The sequence below is a fragment of the Pseudomonas sp. MWU13-2105 genome (assembly GCF_023242315.1).
Lineage (GTDB): Bacteria > Pseudomonadota > Gammaproteobacteria > Pseudomonadales > Pseudomonadaceae > Aquipseudomonas.
This window is the reverse complement of record NZ_JALLIY010000016.1, coordinates 92,718-115,473: the sequence shown is the minus strand read 5'-3', so window position 1 is coordinate 115,473 and position 22,756 is coordinate 92,718. Positions and strand designations below refer to the sequence as shown.

General features: G+C 60.7%; 18 protein-coding genes. 10 read left to right on the top strand and 8 right to left on the bottom strand.

The genetic code is table 11. The annotated features are described in order from the left end of the window. Window positions 1-75 precede the first annotated feature (75 nt). The 5 genes from M5B96_RS22915 to M5B96_RS22895 form a co-directional block, all read right to left on the bottom strand. Window positions 76-1,527 (bottom strand): anion permease, encoded by a 1,452-nt coding sequence (locus M5B96_RS22915; RefSeq protein ID WP_318654858.1) that lies wholly within the window; start codon window positions 1,525-1,527, stop codon window positions 76-78. A 56-nt stretch (window positions 1,528-1,583) separates the two neighbouring features. Next, entirely contained in the window at window positions 1,584-2,834 is a 1,251-nt protein-coding gene (locus M5B96_RS22910) for an NADH-quinone oxidoreductase subunit F (protein ID WP_248799281.1), read from the bottom strand. A gap of 10 nt (window positions 2,835-2,844) precedes the next feature. Continuing rightward, window positions 2,845-4,503: an FAD-binding protein gene (locus tag M5B96_RS22905; protein ID WP_248799280.1), complete on the bottom strand. Its 1,659-nt coding sequence runs from the start codon at window positions 4,501-4,503 to the stop codon at window positions 2,845-2,847. 10 nt (window positions 4,504-4,513) lie between these two features. Beyond that, window positions 4,514-5,149: a 4Fe-4S dicluster domain-containing protein gene (locus tag M5B96_RS22900; RefSeq protein ID WP_248799279.1), complete on the bottom strand. Its 636-nt coding sequence runs from the start codon at window positions 5,147-5,149 to the stop codon at window positions 4,514-4,516. 171 nt (window positions 5,150-5,320) lie between these two features. Beyond that, a complete protein-coding gene (locus M5B96_RS22895) occupies window positions 5,321-5,857 on the bottom strand; it encodes a helix-turn-helix domain-containing protein (protein ID WP_248799278.1) in 537 nt (178 codons plus the stop codon). A gap of 136 nt (window positions 5,858-5,993) precedes the next feature. On the opposite strand from M5B96_RS22895, the gene M5B96_RS22890 reads away from it, so the two are divergent. Then, a complete protein-coding gene (locus tag M5B96_RS22890) occupies window positions 5,994-6,776 on the top strand; it encodes an aldolase (RefSeq protein WP_248799277.1) in 783 nt (260 codons plus the stop codon). A gap of 41 nt (window positions 6,777-6,817) precedes the next feature. Next, the gene (locus M5B96_RS22885; RefSeq protein WP_248799276.1) at window positions 6,818-7,702 is read left to right on the top strand and encodes a dihydrodipicolinate synthase family protein; all 885 of its coding nucleotides are present in this window, start codon (window positions 6,818-6,820) and stop codon (window positions 7,700-7,702) included. 227 nt (window positions 7,703-7,929) lie between these two features. Here the strand turns inward: M5B96_RS22885 and M5B96_RS22880 are convergent, their stop codons facing one another. Together M5B96_RS22880 and M5B96_RS22875 are read right to left on the bottom strand one after the other, a co-directional pair. After that, on the bottom strand, window positions 7,930-8,931 hold the full coding sequence (locus M5B96_RS22880) for an HD domain-containing phosphohydrolase (RefSeq protein ID WP_412548641.1): 1,002 nt from the start codon (window positions 8,929-8,931) through the stop codon (window positions 7,930-7,932). Between the two features lie 7 nt (window positions 8,932-8,938). Then, window positions 8,939-11,905 (bottom strand): MHYT domain-containing protein, encoded by a 2,967-nt coding sequence (locus tag M5B96_RS22875; protein ID WP_248799275.1) that lies wholly within the window; start codon window positions 11,903-11,905, stop codon window positions 8,939-8,941. A 787-nt stretch (window positions 11,906-12,692) separates the two neighbouring features. On the opposite strand from M5B96_RS22875, the gene M5B96_RS22870 reads away from it, so the two are divergent. The 8 genes from M5B96_RS22870 to M5B96_RS22835 all read left to right on the top strand — a co-directional run bounded on the left by M5B96_RS22870 (window position 12,693) and on the right by M5B96_RS22835 (window position 20,395). Next, window positions 12,693-13,664 (top strand): amino acid ABC transporter permease, encoded by a 972-nt coding sequence (locus tag M5B96_RS22870; protein ID WP_248799274.1) that lies wholly within the window; start codon window positions 12,693-12,695, stop codon window positions 13,662-13,664. Further along, on the top strand, window positions 13,657-14,442 hold the full coding sequence (locus tag M5B96_RS22865) for an amino acid ABC transporter ATP-binding protein (protein WP_248799273.1): 786 nt from the start codon (window positions 13,657-13,659) through the stop codon (window positions 14,440-14,442). Before M5B96_RS22870 ends, M5B96_RS22865 begins: the two co-directional genes overlap by 8 nt. Window positions 14,443-14,473: 31 nt before the next feature. Further along, window positions 14,474-15,421 carry an ABC transporter substrate-binding protein gene (locus M5B96_RS22860; RefSeq protein WP_248799272.1) on the top strand — a complete coding sequence of 316 codons (948 nt, stop codon included), beginning with the start codon at window positions 14,474-14,476 and terminating at the stop codon, window positions 15,419-15,421. A 22-nt stretch (window positions 15,422-15,443) separates the two neighbouring features. Continuing rightward, window positions 15,444-17,024 (top strand): flavin monoamine oxidase family protein, encoded by a 1,581-nt coding sequence (locus tag M5B96_RS22855; protein WP_248799271.1) that lies wholly within the window; start codon window positions 15,444-15,446, stop codon window positions 17,022-17,024. Between the two features lie 12 nt (window positions 17,025-17,036). Then, window positions 17,037-17,471 carry a RidA family protein gene (locus M5B96_RS22850; protein ID WP_248799270.1) on the top strand — a complete coding sequence of 145 codons (435 nt, stop codon included), beginning with the start codon at window positions 17,037-17,039 and terminating at the stop codon, window positions 17,469-17,471. Between the two features lie 77 nt (window positions 17,472-17,548). Then, a complete protein-coding gene (locus M5B96_RS22845; protein ID WP_248799269.1) occupies window positions 17,549-18,622 on the top strand; it encodes an ABC transporter substrate-binding protein in 1,074 nt (357 codons plus the stop codon). Next, complete coding sequence (locus tag M5B96_RS22840) at window positions 18,609-19,607, top strand: ABC transporter permease (RefSeq protein WP_248799268.1); 999 nt, start codon at window positions 18,609-18,611, stop codon at window positions 19,605-19,607. Before M5B96_RS22845 ends, M5B96_RS22840 begins: the two co-directional genes overlap by 14 nt. Then, a complete protein-coding gene (locus tag M5B96_RS22835; protein ID WP_248799267.1) occupies window positions 19,601-20,395 on the top strand; it encodes an ABC transporter ATP-binding protein in 795 nt (264 codons plus the stop codon). The genes M5B96_RS22840 and M5B96_RS22835 overlap by 7 nt, the downstream gene beginning before the upstream one ends. A gap of 167 nt (window positions 20,396-20,562) precedes the next feature. Here the strand turns inward: M5B96_RS22835 and M5B96_RS22830 are convergent, their stop codons facing one another. Further along, window positions 20,563-22,695 (bottom strand): TonB-dependent receptor, encoded by a 2,133-nt coding sequence (locus M5B96_RS22830; RefSeq protein ID WP_248799266.1) that lies wholly within the window; start codon window positions 22,693-22,695, stop codon window positions 20,563-20,565. Between the last annotated feature and the right edge of the window lie 61 nt (window positions 22,696-22,756).

Here is a 22,756-nt window from a genome sequence, read left to right as displayed (position 1 = left end):
TCAGCGTTACACGCCGCAGAGGACTGTCAAAAAACCAACGGTCACAAGCTTTCTCAGGTCGTTGACGCCGCGACTCTAAGACAACGCAAGGATCCAGGGCGCGCCCAGGCCCAGCAGCAGAATGAGAAACAACCCACCGAAGATCGAGCCCAGGCGCCAGTAATCGGCACTGGGTAGATAGCCACTGCCGTAGTAGACCGGGCTCGGCCCCGTGCCATAGGGCGTAATGATGCCCATCAGCCCCAGGGACGTACCCAGGAGCAGCGCGAAGGCTTGCAGATCGATGCCGCTCACCCCCATTCCGGCCGCCAGCATCACCGGCAGTAGCGCGGTGGTGTGGGCGGTGGAGCTGGCGAACAGGTAATGGGCCAGATAAAACACCACCACCAGCAACAGCATGGCAACGGTTGGAGAAAATCCATTCAGGTGCGCCGCGACGAATTGACCAAACCACGGCACAAAGCCCACCCGGGTCAGCCCGTCGGCCAGGGCCACCAAGGTGGCGAACCAGGCGAAGGTGTTCCAGGCGGCCTTGTTGCCCAATGCGTCATCCCAAGTGATGACATTGGTCAGGAGCATCAACACGATGACGAGGATGCCCACCAGGGCCGGGTCGAGCCAATCCCCCGCGAATATCCACAGTCCGAGCGCACTCGCCACCAACGCCAAGAGGATCTTTTCGCGGCCTGACAGTGGGCCCAGATCGGCCAGTTCGCGGGCCGCCCAGGCCGGCACTTCTTCGTTGCTCTTGATCTGCGGCGGATACAGCCAGTACGCCAGCAAGGGCAGCACGGCCAGTAACAGCAAGCCGACCGGTGCCGCGGCGATAAACCACTGGCCCCAGGAGATATGCACGCCGGCGATTTTTTCGATCAGGGCCGATGCCAGCAGGTTGGGCGCCAAGGCGGTCATGAACAGCGAGCTGGTGACACAGGTGGAGGCGATGGCTACCCACATCAGATAGGAACCGATGCGCCGCGCGCTGGGGTCGTTCGGTTTGGAGTCGTAGAGTCCGGGCAGGTTGCGAATCACCGGGTAGATGGTCCCGCCACTGCGAGCGGTGTTGGACGGGGTAAAGGGCGCCAGCACCAGGTCCGCGAGCATGACGGCATAGCCCAGGGTCAGGGTCTTGCGGCCCATGCGCTTGACCAGCAGCAACGCAATACGCCGCCCCAGTCCGGTCTTCTCATAGCCCAGGGCAAACATGAAGGCGCTGAAGATCAACCAGACCGTGTTGTTCGCGAAGCCCGACAGGCCCCATTTCAAGGCCTCTGCGGGTACCTTGAAACTGGCGCTGGCCAGTTGTTCCGGGCTGAACAGCACCCAGGGCGCCAGCACCGCCGCGACCGCGACCCCGATCAGGCCAATCACGGCGCCCGGCAGCGGTTCGAAAATAAGCCCTACGACCACACCGGCGAACAGGGCGAAAAAATACCAGGCATGAGGGGCCAGTCCGGCCGGTGCCGGCAGGAGGGCGAGCACCAGCGCTACGCAAGGTGGCAGCAGAAATGTCCAGAGATTACGCACTATCGAGTTCCTAATAATACCGGGGGCTGAATGCGATCGAAGGGGATTGGACGTCATCAACCCACTGCAATGACTTGAGCGGCGTATTCGTTGCGAAATTGCTTCAGGGAGCTGAGGACCACCGTTGCTGCGCCATCGATCAGGCCACAGCGGCCACTGCCCGGAAGCAGATGGCAGAGACTCTCCAGTGCCTTCAGGTCATCGGGCAGACCCGTGCCGGTATCGATTCGCCGCAGTAACCGCGAGAGCTGATAGGTCCCGGCTTTGCAAGGCGGGCACTGGCCGCAGGAGCCCGCAGCAAAGAAGTCGACGTACTCCGCCACCTTGCGCACGATGCTGGTGCCCTCCGAAATCACGATCATGGCCCCGGTCCCCAGGCTTGAACCACGGGCCTTGAGCGTATCGAAGTCCAAGGGCACATCCAGGTCATCCGCGCCCAGCAGGGTATTGGAAGGACCACCGGTGAATACCGCCTTGAAGGCGCGTTCGCACAACATGCCACCGCCGTGCTCGAAAATCAGCGTGCGCAACGAGGTGCCCATCGGCAGCTCGTACAGGCCTGGCCTGAGTACGTCCCCGGAGAGTGAGTAGAGCTTGGTCCCGCAGGCGTTACCCAGGCCCAGGTCCCGGTACCAGGCGGCTCCATGGCGCAGGATATGGGCAACATGGGCCAGGGTTTCGATGTTGTTGATCAGCGTCGGTTGGCCATGCACGCCACTTTGCGCGGGGTAGGGCGGTTTTTGCCGGGGGAAGGGGAAGCCACCTTCGACACTGGCGATCACCGCGGTTTCCTCGCCGCCGATATACAGGCCCGAGCTTTCCACCACTGCAAGGTCGATTGGGCGATTCTGCTGCCGGGCGACTTCGGCCAGGAGGGTAGAGCCCCGCCATTGTTCGACGGCCTGGCGCACAACGGCCACTGCGCAGTGCTGGTGCGGGTTGACGTAGAGATAAACGTGATTGGCCCCTGTGGCCAGCGCGGCAATCAGCGCGCCTTCGATCACTTGATGCGGCGATTTCTCCAGTAACTCGCGATCCTTGAAGGTGCCTGGCTCATCCTCGTTGCCGTTGCACAGGACATATTTTTCCAGCTCTGCAGGTTGCTCCGCCACGGCGGCCCACTTGCGATGGGTAGGGAAACCGGCGCCACCCAGGCCGCGCAGGTCTGCTTCGGCCAGGGTCGGGAGAATGCCGCCCGGATCCCTTAGCGCGGTGCGCAAGCCTTCACCGCCGCCCTGGGTGAACCAGGCATTGAGGTCGGCGCCCACTTGTACGGCGGGGGCGAGTAATACGTGTTGAGTCTTCATCTCAGACATCTCAGTAAGGCAGCGAGTCGGCGTGAGTGGTCGGCAGTGCACCCTTGCCCCGGTGGGGCACGGTGCTGTGCTGGCGCAGGTCGAAGTTGCCGTACCCGGGGAACAGCTCGGGGCCGTAGACGTCCAGTGGCAAGCCGGCGGCGATCAACTGGCGTTGCCAGTCGTACACGTGGGACAGGCCGACCTTCGGCGCGGGCGTGGGGTCGGCGTTGTGTGCCGCGTGCTCTCCAGCCCTGCGCCCGAAAGTGATGATCTCCGCCAGGGCGTTGCCCATCATGCGATTGCGTCCATGGATGCCGCCGCTGATTTCACCGACGCAGTACAGCCCGTGCACCGAGGTTTCGCCGTTCTCGTTGATGGCCACGCCACCGTTTTGATAATGCAGGGTCGGCCGGACAATCAGCGGCTCCACGGCTGGATCGATACCGCACTGGGCCGCGACATGCCCCAGGCTCACCAGGCGCTCCTTGAGAATCCCCGGATGGCGGCGTTCCAGCCCGGGCGTATCGAGCAGGACGCCCAATTGCCCGTCACGCTCGACGCCACGGCCCTCGGCGCATTCCTTGAGGATCGCGGCGGACACCACATCGCGGGTTTGCAGCTCGGGGATGAAACGCTGCCCCAGGCCGTTCACCAGATAGGCGCCGGCCGAGCGCGCGGCTTCGGAAACAAGCCCGCCGACACGATGCGACGGCCAGGCCAATCCGGTGGGGTGATACTGGAAGGAATCGATTTCGCGCAAGCGAGCGCCAAGACGATAGGCCAGGATCAAGCCGTCGGCGGTGGCGCCATAATGGTTGGACGTGGGGAAACCATTCAGATGCAGACGCCCGGCACCACCGGTGGCGAGTATCACGCGGCTGGCGCGCACGAGGATGAAGCTGTGCCGTTCCAGGTTGTACAGTACGCCGCCCACGCAGGTGCCGCTTTCGTCGGAGAGCAGCTCGACCAGGGGGCAGCGGTTCCACACGCTCACCCGTTCTTCCAGTTCCACCGCCTCGCGCAGCACCCGCATCATCTCAAGACCCGTGTAGTCCTTGAACGAGAGGATGCGCGCACGGCTGGCGCCGCCGGGTTTCTTGCGCAGCAGCTTGCCACCGATCAGGCCGCCCTCGGCGAGGTCGAAGTGCATGCCGCGCTCGATCAGCCAACGAATACTCTCCGGCCCCGACTGGGCGAGGCGCGCCGCCAGCGTTCGATCGGCACAGAGGTGGCCGGCGCGCAGGGTGTCTTCAAAGTGCATCTGCGGGCTGTCATCCTCGCCGACGGCCGCCTGTATACCGCCCTCGGCCATCACCGTATTGCTGTCGCCCAAGCGCAGCTTGGTCGCGAGAATGACATGCGCACCATGTTCCACGGCGGTCAGCGCCGCCGCGCAACCGGCACCGCCGCCGCCGATAATCAGCACGCCGGTATTGACCACCGGGGCGCCGGCCAAGGCCGCGTCATCAATTTGCGCGTTGCTGTGCAGGCGCTCTGCCAGTTCGCGCGGGCAATTGTCCCCGCGATTCACGCCCACCCGCAGCGGCGTATTGGCCCCAACCTGATAGTCCGGGTGGAAGGCGTGCAGCAGTGTCTGTTTATCGAATGCTTCAGAGGCGGGCTCGCAAGCGCTGGCACGTAGTTGGGCCAGGGCTTGCGGATAAGGAATACCGGGCATGTCGTGTTCCTTATTCCACAGTCACGTTGGGGTCGACGCTCATCACGCCGCGGTTGATCTGGCTCAGGCGCTGCATCAGGTCCGCCGGTCGAAAGCCCACGGAAGCTGACATCCGGCGTATGTAGAGGCCCAGATGGTTCGGCGAAATGTGTTCGGGGCAGGCAATGGTGCACAGGTTGCACATGATGCATTCGTCGAATACCTGGCTCGCCGACAGATCCCCGACGGCGGCCAGGTTGACGCCTTTCTGCACCTCCAGGCCCTTGGGGCAGGCGCGGTCGCAACCGCCGCAGTGCCGGCAATGACTGGCTTCGGGAAAGGTGGCGGCAATGCGCTCCGAGATGTTCCAGGTGTCATCCCAGTCATGGAGGTTGTAGGTGTGGTGCCGGTTCATGGGCAGATGGTCGAGGAAGCTGATCTGCAAACCCTGCTCGACCCGGGTTTCGCAGGCCAGGGCGGTGCTGACCTCACGTTCGCCGGCACGCCGGATCAGCACCCGGCACGAGCCACAGACGCCTTGGCCCATGCAGCCGACAGCGTCGATGAGCGGTTGTCCCGAGTCGATAACGGCTTCCAGGATCGAACGCAGTGCGCTGGTTTCGATCAGTTCTCCATTGATGGTGACCTGAACCGGGGATGTTGGCATAAAAACTCCTGAACGCCCCGCGGACGGCTAGGGCTCAAGAGCAGCCTAGAGCATGACGGCCAGAGTAGAACTGATGTTGCTCAATAAAACCGAACACGCCACCTGTCGATGCTGAACGTTTCCAACTGCGCCGCCGCCGCGTGACACCCAGGTCTGATCGAATCCCAGCACCTAATCCGAGCTATGGACGACGACCAACAACTCTGCCTGCTCATCAGAAACGGTGCGCAGGCGATGAGATTTCTGCGCATTGAAATGAAGGGCGTCGCCTTCATCCAGTGTCTGTCGTTCGTTGCCGAAATCAATTTCGACGCGTCCACGAACCACATAGATGAACTCCTCTCCAAGATGCTCTTTGAAGGCGGAGTGGCCAAACGAGCGTGGCGGGTAGACCAGAAATGGCAGCAATGCCCGATGGCCGATATGGCGCGCCAGCGGTACATGAGCCGCCGATACGCCGGCATCATCGGCCTCGCGTTGCTGGCGTCGAACCAGGCTGTAGCCTTCTGCGGGCACCGCCTCGGTGCTGAACAACTCTTCAGCCTGGGCATTCAAGGCCTTGGCCAGTTTGAGCGCCACCGCAATGGAGGGCGAACTCACACCTCGCTCCACCTTCGACAGATAGCTCTTGGTCAATCCGGTTTGCCCGGCAAGCTGCTCCAGGGTTATCCCCATCTTCTTACGCAAAATTCTCAGCTGCACCGCCATCCAACGCCATTCCTTGAAAAGTAATGACACTCGGGTTGATTATGACACAAAGTGTCATTAAGATCGTCCTGTGTCCTTTGAGAGTCGTTGCAGCGACTCCTTGGCAAATTTAACTGTTTTCGACCAGGTACTGACCGTGACCACGACCATGCACACCCCGAAGGATCAGCTTGTCACCCTCGCAGAGAAGCAAATGGTGACCGCGCTGATCGATAACGAATATACCCCGAGACAGAAGCTTGCACTCACCTGCCGAATTCTTTTTGACGGCGGTCATGATTCGGGGCTGGCTGGACAGATCACTGCCCGTGCCGAAGCGCCAGGCACCTATTATACGCAGCGCCTGGGCCTGGGTTTTGACGAGATTTGCGGGTCGAATCTGCTGGTGGTCGATGAGGACCTCAAGGTGCTTGAAGGCCAGGGCATGGCAAACCCTGCCAATCGCTTTCACAGCTGGCTCTACAGGGCCCGCGCGGATGTGAATTGCATCATTCATACGCATCCACTGCACAGCGCCACGCTGTCGATGCTGGAAGTGCCGCTGGCCGTTTCCCATATGGACATCTGCCCGCTGTTTGACGACTGCGCCTTTCTCAAGGATTGGCCGGGTATTCCGGTGGGCAATGAAGAAGGCGAGATTATTTCCAAGGCCATCGGTGACAAGCGCGCCATCTTGCTCTCTCACCATGGCTTGCTGATTGCGGGTGGCTCGATTGAGGAAGCTTGCGTGCTCGCGCTGTTATTCGAACGTGCGGCCAGGATGCAATTGTTGGCCATGAGCGCAGGGGAAATTCGGCCCATTCCCGAAGCATTGGGCAAAGAAGCTCACGACTGGATCTCCACTGCGAAACGTCACGGCGCCGCATTCAGCTACTACGCACGGCGCGCACTGCGTGCCCATGGCGACTGCCTGGCCTGATCGTACCGACACTCATTCATGGAAACGGCAAAGGTGCCTGTATGTCTACTTCTGTAATTCGCGGCGTTATCGGCTATACCATCACGCCATTCGCGGTCGACGGTTCACTGGATCTGGCTGCCTTGGGGCAATCTATCGATAAGCTGATCGCTTCCGGCGTGCATGCCATCGCCCCCCTGGGGAGCACCGGGGAGGGGGCCTATCTTTCTGATAGCGAATGGGAGTCGGTTGTCCGCTTCAGCCAAGAGAAAATTGCTGGCCGAGTTCCGACAGTGGTCAGTGTTTCAGACCTGACCACTGCGCGTACCGTACAGCGTGCCCAACTGGCTGAATCTTGTGGCGCCACTGCTGTGATGGTGCTTCCAGTCTCCTACTGGAAGCTGACTGATACGGAAATCGTCGATCATTACAAGGCTGTGGGTGCTGCCATCAACCTGCCGATCATGCTCTACAACAACCCAGGCACCAGCGGTACTGACCTGTCGGTCGATCTGATCCTGCGCATTTTGAGCGAAGTGAAAAATGTCACCATGGTCAAGGAAAGCACCGGCGACATTCAACGCATGCACCGTCTGTTCAAGGCAACAGATGGCAAGGTGGCCTTCTACAACGGCTGCAACCCATTGACCCTGGAGGCTTTGGTCGCTGGTGCGACGGGGTGGTGTACCGCCGCTCCCAACCTCATTCCCAAGCTGAACCTGGCGCTGTGGGATGCTGTTCAGAACGGCCAGATGGAAGAGGCTCGGACATTGTTTTATCGCCAGTATGAAATGCTGGAATACATCACGCGTCGTGGCCTGCCGACCACTATCAAGGGCGGTTTGAAATTGCAGGGCCTTGACGTCGGCGCTCCCCGCCTTCCACTTCAACCGCTCGATGCTCAAGGTTGCACCTACCTGAAAGGGCTGCTGGACACCTTGTGCTGATACCGCACGGGAAGTACCGATAGGGCCTTTTGTTTTGCAGGCGCGGGGCTCCTTCCTTCGAATGGGTCGAACCCGCAGCCCGACTGAAAAGGAAAAAAGCCTGATCACGTTGATCTCCCGCTGGGAACTGCCGCCAATCGAAGCGGCAGACCCGGCTCCGGTAGCCAGGCGATTTTGATTACCGAGCTCGCCACAGCGCCGGAGCCCATGCGGGTGCCTGTCCACGGTCAGGATTCAGCATCGGCCCAGCGTTCGCGTATCTTGAGGATTTCAGGTAGGCAGTCCAGAAATATCCCTACCAATTCAGGGTCGAAGTGCTGGTTGCATTGCTGGCGTATGAGTCCTACCGCGTCCTCAATCGACCAGGCGCGTTTATAGGGCCGCTCACTCGTGAGGGCATCGAACACATCGGCCAAGGCGACCACTCGGGCGACATGGGGGATGTCTTCACCGGCGAGTCCATTGGGGTAGCCGCTGCCGTCCCATTTTTCGTGATGGTTCAGCGCGATAATCTGCGCCGTATGCAGCAGCCCTGAAGGGTGATCACCGATGATCTTGGCGCCGATCACGGTGTGCTGGCGCATGATCAGCCATTCATCGTCCGTGAGCTTGCCTGGCTTTTGCAGGATGGCGTCGGGGATACCGATCTTGCCGACGTCGTGCATTGGCGCGGCATGCAATAAATCATCCGCTGCGTAGCGGCTATAGCCCGCGGCCAGGGCCAGCGTCTGCGCATAGTGGCTCATGCGTATGACGTGCAGGCCGGTCTCGTTGTCCTTGAACTCGGCCGCCGTGCCCAGGCGCTGGATGATCTGCAAGCGTGTATCGCGCAGCTCCTGTGCCTGCACCAGCGACAAGTGGGTACGCACGCGGGCTTTGACGATACCGGGATGGTAGGGCTTGCCTATGTAATCGACCGCGCCCAGTTCCAGGCCGCGTGTCTCGTTGTCGACCTCGCTCAGCGCGGTGACGAAGATCACCGGGATGGCGCTCGTGCAGGGATTTTGCTTGAGCGCTGCGCAGACGTCGTAGCCTGAGAGGCCTGGCATCATGATGTCGAGTAAAATCAGCTCTGGACGATCGGCGCGTACAAGCTCCAGGGCCTTGTACCCGTCTTTGGCGAACAGTAGGCGGTAGTCATCCTGCAGCGTGTGGCGCAGAACCTGAAGATTGATCGCTTCATCATCGACCAGCAGCAGGGTCGGGCGTGGGTCTGTCATTCGCTTCATAGCCGGCTCATGCTTGGGGTTCCGTGGCATGGTTGGTGATGAGCTGCAGCAGCAGCGTGTGAGCGTGGTCCAGCTCAAAGCTATCAACCGCGGTCCGCAAAGCCTGGACATGCGCGCGTTCGCCCAGGCTTTCCAGGCTCGTGCAAACCCTCTCCAGTACCGCGTCGTTCAATTCACTGTGTTCAAAGCATGTCAGCAGAATCTGCATGTGGGCGAGGAGTTCGGGCTCCAGCATTGGAAGCTGAGGTACTTCATCATCGACGACGAGCGCCCCACTGGCCTGTAGTTCCTTGGCGGCTGACTCCAGCAAGATGCGCAGCTCGGCGATCTGAGGTCGTGCTTCCTCGCGCCATCCTGTCCTGACCATGTCCTCCAGTGTGCTGGCCAGCTCAGTCACGGCAGGTAGGGCGAGATTACCCGCTGCGCCGTGAATGCTATGGAGACTGAGCAGTGTCGCCTCCCAATCAACTGAGCGGTCTGCAGCCTCCGGGAGTGGATGGTTGACCGCCGTTGCGCTCAGGAACTGGTCAAGCGCTTTGGCCAATCTGGTTTTACTGCCCCAGAGCGAAATGCCGGCGATCCAATCGATCTGCTGGGAGGGCGGTGCGGTTTGACCCTGCTCGCGGGAGGCGGGGGGAAGACGTTCGAGGTTCAGCACCTGCGCGATCTCATCGAATAACCGTGGCGCGTCCAGTGGCTTTACCGCAAAACCGTCCATCCCGGCCTGGCGTGCGGTTTTCCGGTCCTCGGCCATCACGCTGGCGGTGAGTGCAATGACGGGGGTATGAGGACGAGAGTGGGTGCGTTCGTACTGGCGGATCAACCGAGTGGCTTGCAAACCATCGGTGCGAGGCATGTGTACGTCCATCAGCACCAGGTCGAAGTGTTCAGTCCTGAATTTATCCACCGCTTCATCCCCATCGTGAGCCATCACGATGGTGTGGCCGCCAGCGCCGAGTGTCAGTGTCAGGAGCTCCAGGTTTTGGGCGACGTCGTCGGCGATCAGGATCTTCAGGGGCGGCAGTGCCTGATGGTAGGCCGCGGGTTTGATGGGCGCCGGTTTCTGTCCGATGGGCAGGGGCAACTGCACGTGGAAGGTGCTGCCGAATCCGAGCGCGCTTTCGACCTCAATACGGCCGCTCATCTGCTCGACCAACTGGCGCGCGATCGTGGTGCCTAACCCGGTGCCACCGAAACGACGGCTGATGGAGGCATCGGCCTGGGTAAAGGGCGCAAATATCGACTCGGCCTGCTGGGGCGTCATGCCGATGCCCGTGTCCTTGACCTTCACATGCACCCCGTCGTGCTCAAGGCTGAACGAGATATCGACGCGACCGTGTTCAGTGAACTTGATGGCATTGCCGACCAGGTTGGTCAGTATCTGCAGGATGCGCAGCGGATCGCCGCAGAAGTATTCATTCATGTCGCTCGGGTAGTGCGTGGAGAGGGTCAGATGCTTGGCGTGTGCCCCCAGTCGCAGGGAGGACTCGATCTGCAGTGCCAGGCCTTTGAGCGAGAAGTCTATGGCTTCAAGTGTCAAGCTGCCGTGTTCCATCTTCGAGGTGTCGAGGATGTCGTTGATCAACCCGAGCAGGGATCTAGATGATTGCCGTACGGTGTTCAGGTGGTTGCGCTGGATCGATGTCAGATCCCCCTGCAACAAGAGCTCGGTGAAGCCGATGATGGAGTTCATCGGTGTGCGGATTTCGTGGCTCATATTGGCCAGGAAGGTACTTTTGGCCGTAGCCGCGCGTTCGGCCCGTTCAGCGGTCTCGCGCAGCGACGCCTCCAGTGTATGGCGCTCGGTAATGTCGGTCACGAAACCGACGAACAGCAGCTCGTTGGGCAGATCAACACGGCCGACGGCCAGGCGCATCGGCATCAGGCTACCGTCTTTGCGCAAGCCCATGACTTCTCGACCTATTCCGATGATCTTCGGCGTGCCGGATGTCTGGTAATTGTGGAGGTAGCCGTCATGCCGGGACTGGTCGGGTTCGGGCATCAGCATCTTGATGTTACGGCCGAAGACTTCCTCGGCCGTCCAGCCGAACAGCCGCTCCGCCGAGTGGTTGAAGCTTTGGATCAATCCATGGCTGTCGATCGTGATGATGCCGTCGACGGCGGTATCGAGGATGGCACGCATGCGCGACTTGCTTTCCTCGATCTTGAGGTTGTTCTCCTCCATCGTCTGGTACAGCTTGCGTGAGTGCATCAGTCCATTGAGCGCAAACACCAGCACGGTTACCGTGACGGTGAAGGTGGAAAGCGCAAACGAGGCGAAGGTTGCATTGATCAGTACGCTGGTGCTGGCGTTGTCTGGGGTACCGATGAAGCGTACGGCGGCCATGCCGGTGTAGTGCATGCCGGCGATCGCCGAGCCCATGAACGTGCCACTGATCAGTAATCGCCTGATTGAGTTGAGCGCGGTGTGTTGCAGCCCGTAACTGACCCACAACGCAAACACCGCGAGGCCGATCGCCAGCACGATAGAGAGGACAAAGGTGAGGGGGTCATAGCGCATTTGCAACGATGTTTGCATCGCGGCCATCCCGATGTAATGCATCGTGCCGATGCCTAAACCCACCAGGCTACCGCTCATGATCAGATGCGGCAGCGTCACTTCCCGCTTTGTCAGCATCAGCAAGGCGAACCAGGACGCCACGCAGGCGGGTAGCAGGGAGAGCAGGGTCGGGGCGGTGGCGTAGTGAACGTGAGTGTGGAGATCGAATGACAGCATGCCGATGAAGTGCATGGTCCAGATGCCGCCGCCCAAGGCGATTGCGCCAGTGCTGATGGCGACGTGTCGGTACCAGGCGTTTTCAGCTTTGCGTGCGATCTGCGCGGTTTGCAATGACATCGTCGCCGAAAAGATCGACACCAGAATCGAGAGCAGCACCAGGCCCGAATTGTGGGAGCCGTGCACATAGGGCATATCGACTGAAGCGTCGATGAAAAAGGTTTTTAACCCTTCCATATGGCGTTCATCTCTTTGTAAGGAGGGGCATCGATTCCATGAGAAGGCGTCCATAGGAAGCCGTTCATTGGATTCGCCTTTTTCGAGGCGCAGGTAACGACTTCCTGTGTCGGCGAACTCGTTGAGTTCTTGAATGCTTTTCGAGAATGATCAAACCTGGAATATCGGGCACGACTCGACCGGGGAGCGTCACAAGGTCCAAGAGATGGCCGTTCTTCGGCCGATGAGCAGCGTCTTCATGGTTGGTTTTTCGCTGTTAAATATATTAATTATTTTGAGTTAAATATTAATTTATATAAAATATAATAATATTAGGTTATAGCTAAATAGAATTATATTTTTGATATTGATTTCATTATGTTTGGGTTCTACAGCCTACCCCTGACCTCGGATGGTACCCACTGTGATCAAGATTCTGCAGGGCATGCCGCGGAGCGCAGGTCGGACCTATCATCCAAACCTGCACGGCATGACAGGGTGATCAACCACTGATCCCCGGCACAGAATCGTTGGAAGGGAGTTCGACGTATGTTGCTCATTCAATTCTGCCGTGCATTTTTCTCCTCCCGTCTTGTCCCTGACAGGCGTTCTGCAACACCTCAGCCGCCTCCTGGCTGTCCTTCATACACATAGCCTGACCCCCGTGCGGGACACGCTCCATCGTGCGCGTTTTCCGGTGGTTGCTACCACATCCGACTGACCTGCGCCTTTCTAGGCAGGCGCCGCCGACACCGTTCGGTCCCCCCTGAAAACACCATGATGTGTTATTGCGTGCGAGGAATAGATCATGCCCGTTGTCGCCAAACCCTTCGACCTGATTGATGAAGTGAATGCCTACCCGGTTCGCCAGAGCCGTACACCGACTGCGGTCAAGGCCTTGCAGGTGGTGCCGGCCCGCCATCCCTGGCGCTGGGGCGGGTCGCTATTCGCCGCGTTGGTGTTGTTTGCCATCGTGCATTCCCTGGCCACCAATCCGCGCTGGGAGTGGGGGGTGTTTGGTCAGTGGTTCCTCTCTGCATCGGTGCTGCGCGGCTTGACGCAAACGCTGTTGCTGACGCTGTTGAGCACTGTGTTCAGCATCCTCCTCGGCACCGCGCTGGCGCTGGCACGGCTGTCCGGCTCGCCACTGTTGGCGGCGCTGGCCTGGGGGTATATCTGGTTTTTCCGCTCGATGCCGGCGCTGCTGGTGCTGATCATCCTGTACAACTTTGCCTATCTGTACGACCACATTGTGCTCGGCGTGCCGTTCACCGATCTGGTGCTCGCCCAATGGTCGACGGTCGACGTGCTCAGCCAATTCACCGTGGCGGTGTTGGGCCTGAGCCTGATGCAGGCAGCTTATGCGGCGGAGATCATCCGTGGTGGCCTGATCGGTGTTGACGCGGGCCAGCATGAAGCGGCCGCGGCCTTGGGGTTGCCGGCGTCGCGGCGGATTTTCCGGATCATCCTGCCCCAGGCGCTGCGCTCGATCCTGCCCTCGGGTTTCAACGAAATCATCGGCCTGGTCAAGGGCACCTCCATCGTTTACGTGCTGGCCCTGCCGGAGCTGTTCTACACCGTGCAGGTGATCTACAACCGCACCCAGGCGGTGATCCCGTTGTTGATCGTGGCCACGGTCTGGTACCTGATCATCACCACCGTGCTGACCAGTGCCCAGTACTACGTCGAACGGTACTTTGCCTGCGGCACGGCGCGGGTCTTGCCACCCACGCCATTGCAGCGGGTGCGCCGCTGGCTCAAGGAGCAATCCCATGAGTGAGGCCGCCACCCAGGTGCGCGCCGGGCGCATCCAGATCCAGGGCGTCGGCAAGCGTTTCGGCAATCAGCAGGTGCTCAAGGATATCGACCTGGCCATCGAACCGGGCAAGGTCACGGTGATCCTCGGGCCCTCCGGCTCGGGTAAATCGACGCTGCTGCGCACCATCAACCACCTGGAAAAAATCGACAGCGGCTACATCACCATCGACGGTGAATATGTCGGCTATCGACGCAAGGGCGACCTGCTCTATGAACTCAAGGAACGGGAAATTCTCAAGCGTCGGATCGAGGTCGGTTTCGTGTTCCAGAACTTCAACCTGTTCCCGCACCTTACGGCCTGGGAAAACATCGCCGAAGCACCGTTGGCCCACAAGCGCTGGAGCAAGGCCCAGGCCAGGGGCAAGGCCGGGGAACTGTTGGCCAGGGTCGGCCTGGCGGACAAGGTCGATGCCTATCCACGCCAGCTTTCCGGAGGCCAGCAACAGCGGGTCGCCATCGCCCGGGCCCTGGCCCTGGACCCCAAGGTGCTGTTGTTCGATGAACCCACCTCGGCCCTCGACCCTGAGCTGGTGGGCGAGGTGCTGGACGTGATCAAGGGGCTCACCCGCCTGGGCGTCACCTTGGTCATCGTCACCCACGAGATCGGATTTGCCCGGGAGGTGGCGGATCACGTGGTGTTTCTCTGCGATGGTCAATTGATCGAACAAGGGCCGCCGGAACAGATTTTTCGACAACCCCGTCATCCACGCACTGTCGCCTTCCTCGGCAAGGTGCTGTGAATTTTTTCCCTGGTTAAAGGAGTGACTGCCCATGTCAGTAAAGATTGCCCGTGTAACCTTGCTGGCGCTTGCCGTCAGCTTCGGCCTGCCGGTATTGGCGGCTGAAAGCAGCGGCGCGCCGGCTGTGCAAAAGGTTGATCTGAGCCCCGACCGCCAGCGCATCCGCGCACCGCGCAATGAAGCCGCTATCGCGCAGATTCCCGCGGGCTTCAAGTTCGCCCAGCCCGGCAAGTTTACCGTGGCCGTATCGGGGGTGGCCGGGCCGCCCCTGGCGCTGTTGGCCAATGATGACAAAACCACCATCGGTAGTGAGGCCGACACCGCGCAGTTGGTGGCCGACAGCCTGGGCCTGCAATTGAACGTGGTGCAGACCAGTTGGGAGGATTGGCCCCTGGGCGTCAGTTCGGGTAAGTACGACGCGGTGATCAGTAACGTGACCGTGACCGAGGCGCGCAAGAAGCGCTTCGACTTCGCGACCTATCGCCAGGATGTCCTGGGGTTTTATGTCAAGACCACCAGCAAGATTGTCGCCATCAAGGAGGCTCGGGACATCGCCGGGCTGAAGATCATCGTCGGCTCCGGCACCAATCAGGAAAAGGTCCTGCTGGCCTGGAACGACGCCAACGTAAAGGCCGGCATTGCGCCCGCGCTGTTGCAGTACTTCGATGACCAGGCCGCCGCGCAGTTGGCGGTGCAGTCGGGACGCAGCGACGCCCTTTTTGGCCCCAATTCGGTGTTTGCCTATTCGGCTGCCATTACCGGCGGCATCAAGCTGGTGGGCATCGTCAACGGTGGCTGGCCACTGCGGGCCGATATTGCCGTGACTACCCGCAAGGACAATGGATTGGTCCAACCGATCCATACCGCGCTTGAAGGGGCGATCGCCGGCGGCCAATACGAACAGGTGCTCAAACGTTGGGGCCTGGATGTGGAGCGCATCGACACATCACGGATCAACCCACCCGGTTTGCCGGATTGAAGCCTTCAAGGGAACAATGAATATGGGACTGACTCGACGTGAGGCGTTTTCCAGCATCGCTGCCGTGGGGGGCGAGAAAGCGCTCAAGGATGTGCTCGCCGTATTGGGCCTGGGGCCTTCGTCGCACCGGCGGCCGCAGCCCTTGAAACTGCACAAGGAGCTGGGGCAGGGCACTCGTGTGTTGGTACTCGGTGCCGGGATTGCCGGACTGGTGACCGCCCTGGAACTGACCCGGGCCGGGTTCCAGGTGCAAGTACTGGAGGCCCGTGACCGTGTGGGGGGACGTACCTGGACCCTGCGCAACGGCGATCGGGTCGACTACAAGGATGGACGCACACAGGCCGTGGTCTTTGACTCGGGCCTGTATTTCAACGCAGGCCCGGCGCGGATCCCCAGTCAACATCGGACTTTACTCGATTACTGCAGTGAGCTGGGTGTCCCGCTGGAAGTATTGGTCAACAGCAGCCATGGCGCCCAGGTGCGCCCGGACCTGCAACAGCCGGCGTTCACCGTCGGCCAGGCGGTCAACGATACCCGTGGGCATCTGTCGGGTTTGTTGGCGACCGCCGTGCAGCGTGATGCCCTGGATGACGTACTGAGCAACGAAGAGAGGAGCCGCTTGCTGGCGTTCCTGCGGGTTTATGGTGACCTGTCACAGGAACTGGCTTTCGAAGGCAGCATTCGTTCCGGTCACCTGGAGTCGCCCCGGCACCCGGGGGCATTGCCTGCTAGCCCGACTCCGGTGGCCCTGGAGCGGCTGCTGCATCCGGAACTCTGGGGCGCGTTGCTGCACAGTGAGTTTCCCGAGTTCTCGGCGACCATGTTCCAGCCGGTGGGCGGCATGGATCGCATCACCGATGCCTTCTACCAGCGCCTGACCGAACAGGTGCAACTGGGCGCCCGGGTGCGCCGTATCCGTCAGCTTGAGGACGGTGTGGCGGTGACTTATCACGATCAGCACAGTGGTCGCGAACAGGTGGTGCGTGCCGACTATCTGGTGTCGACCTTGCCGCTGCCGCTGCTGGCCAAACTGGACACCGACTTCAGCGACCCGGTCAAGACGGCGCTGCGCAGTACTCGCAACGATCAGGCGACCAAGGTGGCCTGGCAATCCCCGCGCTTCTGGGAAACCGATTACCGCACCTACGGCGGGTTGTCCTGGATCGAACACCCGGCGCGCTTGCTCTGGTACCCCAGCAACGACCTGAATACCCGCGAGGGGCTGTTGGTGGCCGGGTATGTCACGGGGCCTGGCGCCGATGCCTTTGGCGAGCAGCCCCTCGACGTGCAGTACGCGACCTCCAGGGAGGCGGTTGAGTTGCTGCATCCGGGGTACTCCCGGCAACTGCGCCATCCCCTGGCGGTGTCCTGGGAACAGATCCCGTACAGCGAAGGTCCGTGGCTGCAACGTGAACACTTTCCCGCCGATGCCAGTGCCCTGCTGGAAGAGCCGCATGGCCGGGTGTACTTCGCCGGCGACGGCCTTGTGCAAAGCGGCGTTGGCATCTGGCAGGAGTCGGCCGCCAATTCGGCGCGTCATGTGGTCGGGCAGTTGGCCGAGCGGCTTATCCGGCAGCGACAGGCAGCGCCCCTTATTCATTGAAGGAGAGAACAGATGAGCAACAGCATTCAACGTACCAGCGTCGGCGACTTCCCTATCTCGCAAACCGTGACCGTACCGGCCTCCGCCAGCCTGGTGTTCGTCAGTGGCACCTTGCCGGACCTCGCTGACCGGCAGGCCCCGGCGGGTACGCCGGCGGCCTATGGCAATACCGAAGTGCAGACCGTTTCGGTGTTCAGCAAGCTGCGCAAAATCCTGCGGCAACAAGATCTGGACCTGGGGGATATCGTGCAGTTGCGGGTGTTCCTGGTAGGCGCCGAGGAGACTGGCGGCAAGCTCGACTTTGCCGGGCTGCAAGCCGGGTACACGCAGTTTTTCGGCACACCCGAGCAGCCGAACAAACCGGCGCGTACTGCCTTGCAAGTGGTGGCCTTGCCACTGCCCGGTGCCCTGGTGGAAGTCGAGGCGATAGCGGCCAGGACGGTGTGATCGTTCGCTCCATGTACCTGTGCAGGCCTCGGCGAACTGAAAGATCGAGTTCCTCCATTAACCAAAGGGATATTTGAATGGCTGTTTCTGAACGATTGACCCGCCGTCATCTGCTGGGGTTGGCCGGCGTTGCCCTGGCGAGTCCGCTGCTGATGGCGTTGCCGCGCTTCAGTCGGGCTGCCGACGAGCACGCGGGACACGCTGCCGAGCTCGGCGCCGAGCCCACGGGCACGGGGGATTTCATCCGTCTGGACACACCTCGCGCGCTGAAGCTGGCAGTCAATCTGAACGCGGTATGCCTGGCGCCGGTGGTCATCGCGCACGGACAAGGTTTTTTCAAGAAGCACAACCTCGATGTCGAGTTGGTCAACTTTGGCAACTCCACCGAAGTGCTGCTCGAAGCCATCGCCACGGGCAAGGCCGATGCTGGCGTCGGCATGGCGCTGCGCTGGCTCAAGGCGCTGGAGCAGGGCTTTGACGTCAAGCTCACCGCCGGTACTCACGGGGGGTGCCTGCGTTTGCTCAGTGCGGTCAACGGCAACGTGCATAAGCTCGACGACCTCAAAGGCCAAACCATTGGCGTTACCGACATGGCCAGCCCGGACCGCAATTTCTTCTCGATCCTGCTGAAAAAACACGGCATCGATCCGGTACGCGACGTGCAGTGGCGGCTGTACCCGGCCGACTTGCTGGGCACGGCGCTGGAGCGTGGCGAAGTCCAGGCGGTCAGCGGCAGTGACCCGTTCATGTATCGCCTGATCAATACCGGCAAAGCCCGGGAGCTGTCCACCAACCTGGTTGAAGAGTACGCCAACCTCAGTTGCTGTGTGGTCGGCGTTACCGGAAAACTGGTGCGTGAAGAAAAACGCGTGGCGGCGGCCCTGACCCAGGCGATTCTTGAAGCTCACGATTACTCGGTGAAAAATCCCCGGGCCGTGGCCAAGGGGTTCCAGGCTTATGCGCTGAATACCTCCGTCGAAGAGGTCGAGGCGATCTTGCACGACCATACCCATGGTCATCATGCCGTTGGGGCGCTGCTGACGACAGAAATCACCACCTACGTCAGCGACTTGAAAACCGTGGAAGTCATTAGCCAGGGTACCGACGCCCGCGGGTTCGCCAAGGAGATCACCGCCGATGTCTTCAGTTGAAACGACAACGCTGACCAGGTCGTTGACACGGCAGAACTTCAAGGGCTGGCGCCAAGGCGCGTCGGCGGTGACGGCATGGGTGGCGGTCGCGCTGCTGGTCAGTTATTGGCCCAATGCCATGCGCCTGTGGCCGATGACCCAGGGGCTGGCGAATCTGTGCCTGGCGGTGGCGGCCTTGATCGGCCTGCTGGGCCTCGTCGGTCATTGGTCGGCGAAGGTTGCCGCGCGGGTTCGGGGAGCGGGGGCCTGGTTGATTGCCTTGCCGATTCTGTTGGGGATCTGGGAGCTGCTGACCGCCAAGCTGGGCCTGCTACCGGTGCCATTCTTTGCACCGCCGCAAGCGTTGCTTGCAGTGTACCTTGAAGACTGGCCGCGTCTGATCGACAGTTTGCTGCATTCGGCCGTGTTGCTGGGGAGCGGAGTCGTGCTGGGTGCCGCGACCGGTTTCGTGGCCGGGGTGGCCATCGGTTGGTCGAGTCGTATCGGCTATTGGCTGCATCCGGTCTTGCGCATTCTTGGACCCGTGCCTTCGACGGCGTTGTTGCCACTGTGCTTCTTTTTGTTTCCCTCCAGTTGGAGTGCCAGCGTGTTTCTCATCGCCCTGGCAACCTGGTTTCCAGTGACGGTGCTGACGTGGTCGGGCGTTGCCAGTGTCGATAAGGCCTATTACGACGTGGCGCGGACTTTGGGGGCGAAGCAGGGGTTCCTGATTTTCAACGTGGCGATCCCGGCGGCGTTGCCCCACGTGTTCGTCGGGTTGTTCATGGGCTTGGGCGCTTCATTCTCGACCCTGGTGGTCGCGGAAATGATGGGGGTCAAATCCGGTATCGGTTGGTACTTGCAATGGGCTCAGGGTTGGGCTGCCTACGCCAATATGTACGCGGCGCTGTTGGTCATGGCACTGGCCTGCTCGGGCTTGATCTGCGCGCTGTTCCTGGTCCGCGATCGATTGTTGGCCTGGCAAAAAGGAGCGATGAAATGGTAACGCCGGCACCGGCAATAACGGCTTCTGCTTCAGCTGGGTTGACCTTGCAGATTGACAACCTGAGCCATGGTTTTGCCCTGGATGGGCAGCACCTACCGGTACTGAAGCGGGTTTCCCTGCATGTGGCGCCCGGCGAATTCGTCGCGTTGCTCGGACCTTCGGGTTGCGGCAAGTCGACGCTGTTGCGGCTGGTGGCCGGGCTGGAACCCGCCGACTCGGGGACGTTGCTGGCCGATGGTGCGGCCATTACCGGCCCTGATCCAAGTCGGGTCGTGGTGTTCCAGGACCCGACGCTGTACCCGTGGCGACGTGTATGGGACAACGTTGCCATTGGCCTGGAAGCTCAGGGTATCCTGAAAACCCATTTCGCCAAGGTCGATGCGGCACTGGAAAAAGTCGGTCTCAGTCAGTTCGCCCGGGCTTATCCTCGACAGTTATCAGGCGGTATGGCCCAGCGTGTCGCATTGGCCCGGGCACTGGTCAACGAGCCGCGCCTGCTGATCCTGGACGAGCCGTTGGGCAAGCTGGACTCGTTGACCCGCATCACCATGCAGAAGGAACTGATCGACTTGTGGCAACGCCAGGGCTATTCCGCGCTGCTGGTTACCCACGATGTCGAAGAGGCCTTGCTGCTGGCCAATCGAGTGATAGTGTTCAGTGACCGACCGGCAACGATCAAGGCACAACTGACCATCGAACGGCCTTATCCGCGTCATCGCGACGATCCTTACCTGGTAGACCTGCGCCGTCAGATTATGGGCTTGCTCGGGTTGGGCGAGAGCTGGTAATCGGTATCTGAAACGCTTCGAAGGTTCATCGCACCATGAGTTTTCTTGTGTGATTTCGATTTTCGCCCGGGCCAATCGATCGCTGTGAAATCTGGCTGAGCCGGTGTTTACCACGCCATAGCACAGCTGTCCTACGGCGTGGTTCATGGTGATCGAGAGAGCAGTACTCAGAGGTCGTAGCGCACCGACAGCAACAGGGTTCGCGGGTCATTGATTGAGTAGTAGCGAGCGCCACTGGAGGGCACATAACCGACCGATTGCGGGTAGGCCCGGTCGAGCAGGTTCTTCACTGAAAGCGTGGTGGTCCAGTGGCCGTCGCCGGTGATGTAGCTGGTGTGGGCGTTCCAGAAGGTTTGTGTCGGAATTTCCTGGATATCATCGTTCAGTGCGTTGGCGTAGGATTTGGTCTGGAACTGCGCGTCGGTACCGGCCAGCCAGGTGCCGGGCAGTCCAGCCGGGATGGTGTAGTTGAGGCCGACGCTGGCGTTCCAGCGTGGCGAGTACACCAACTGCTTGCCATTGGCATCGACACCGGCACCGCCAGCATTCTCGAAGTCATCGTACTTGCTTTGCAGATAGCCGAGGTTGGCGCTCAGTTGCAGGTCGCTGGTCAGCGCAGTCAGGGTTTCCAGCTCGACGCCGTAAGTGTGGGCCCGACCGACGTTGGTCCGCAGGCTCACGCCCAGCGCCGGATCGTAGGCGTTGGTCTGCAGGTCCTTGTAGTCGTTGTAGAACAGGGCGACGTTGGCCCGCAGACGTTGGTCGAAGAAGTCGCCCTTGAAGCCGGTTTCCCAGGTGGTGACATCTTCCGGGGAGAAGGCCTGTTCGGCGGCGGTCCGGGTGGGGGCCCGGTTATCGTAGCCGCCGGCCTTGAAGCCTTTGGCGACATAGGCGTACTGATTCAGATGCGCTGTCCAGGCGTACTCGAAGCCGAGTTTCGGGCTGGTGGATTGCCAGGACTTGCTCGCGTCGGCAGTGAAGTTGATGCCAGTGATCTGCCGGTTGGTATTGATGGCGTAGTTGGTGTAGTCGAAGTTCTTGTGTTCGCGAGTAAAGCGTAGCCCGGCGATCAGCGACAGCCGGGGCGTGATTTTGTAGCTGCCCTGGCCATAGAGCGCGTAGCTTTCGGTGGTGGTTGTGCTGTATTGCCCCTGGCCGATCACTTGATTGCGCGCAATCGAGTAGGTCAGGCTGTCGCGCTCGGCATCGAACTTTTCGCGGTAAAGGTATAGGCCGGTGCTGAAACTGAAATCGTCGTAGTTGCCGTTGAGCTGGAATTCCTGGGTAGTATAGTCCTGGTTGTAGGTGATCAGGTTGTTCTGAATCAGCGCGGCTTGTCCCGAGTTGTCATAGTCCACGGGTTGGTTGAACGCGGAATAGGCGGTCACCGATTTGAAGTTCAAGTGGTCATCGATCGCATAGATTGCGCGCAGTACCGAACTGCCTTGGTCGAGGCGGTTCTTTGGGTCGAGGCTGCTGTAACTCTTGAATTTGTCGAAGTGGCCGTTGGCGTCAAAGGGGGTGTAGCTGGTGGTGTCGCCACGGTCGAAGGTGCCGGCCAGGGTCAGTTGTACGTCCCACGGCGAATCAACGGGATTGAAGCGCAGTTTGCCGCGGTAGGACTGGATGTCGACGTTGTTCACGTCTTTTCCTCGGGTCGGATCGGAGACGGTGCCGTCGCGGCTCAGGCGAATCGCCGAAAAACTCCCGAACAACGCATTGTCCACCAGCGGGCCGCTGATCAGCAGGCGTGCGTTCTGGGCGTCGTAGTTGCCGGCGCCGAGTTCGAAGAAGCCTCGGGTTTCCTGGGTCGGATCGCGGGTGATCACCCGGATGGCCCCGGCACTGCTGTTGCGCCCGTACAGCGTACCTTGAGGGCCGCGCAACACTTCGACGCGCTCGACGTCGTTGAAGTCGAGCATCGAGGAAATAGCCCGCGGGATGTACAGGTCATCGGCGTAGACCGCGACGGCAGACTCCTGGATCGGATCGGTCTCGCCGATGCCGCGAATACCATAGGTCTGCGCGCTATAGGAGATCGACTGGCGGCTCAGGGTCAGGTTCGGCACTTGTCCGGAGAGGTCGCGGATACTTTTGATCTGCTTGTCCTCAAGGGCTTTTTCGTCGAATGCGGAGATCGCCAGCGGGGTCTTTTGCAAGTCCTCGGTGTGGTGTTCGGCGGTGACCGTGACAACGGGGAGGGCACCATCCTTGGTGTTTTCTTCGGCGTGGGCCGACAACCCGAACAGGGCCAAGGATACGGCCAGCGTCAGACGGTTTGAATTGAAAGTGTCGTGCATGGTGAACCCCAGGTGTGTAGATGCAGCGTTGGCGGTGTTATGTTTTTTTTGCCCAAAGCGT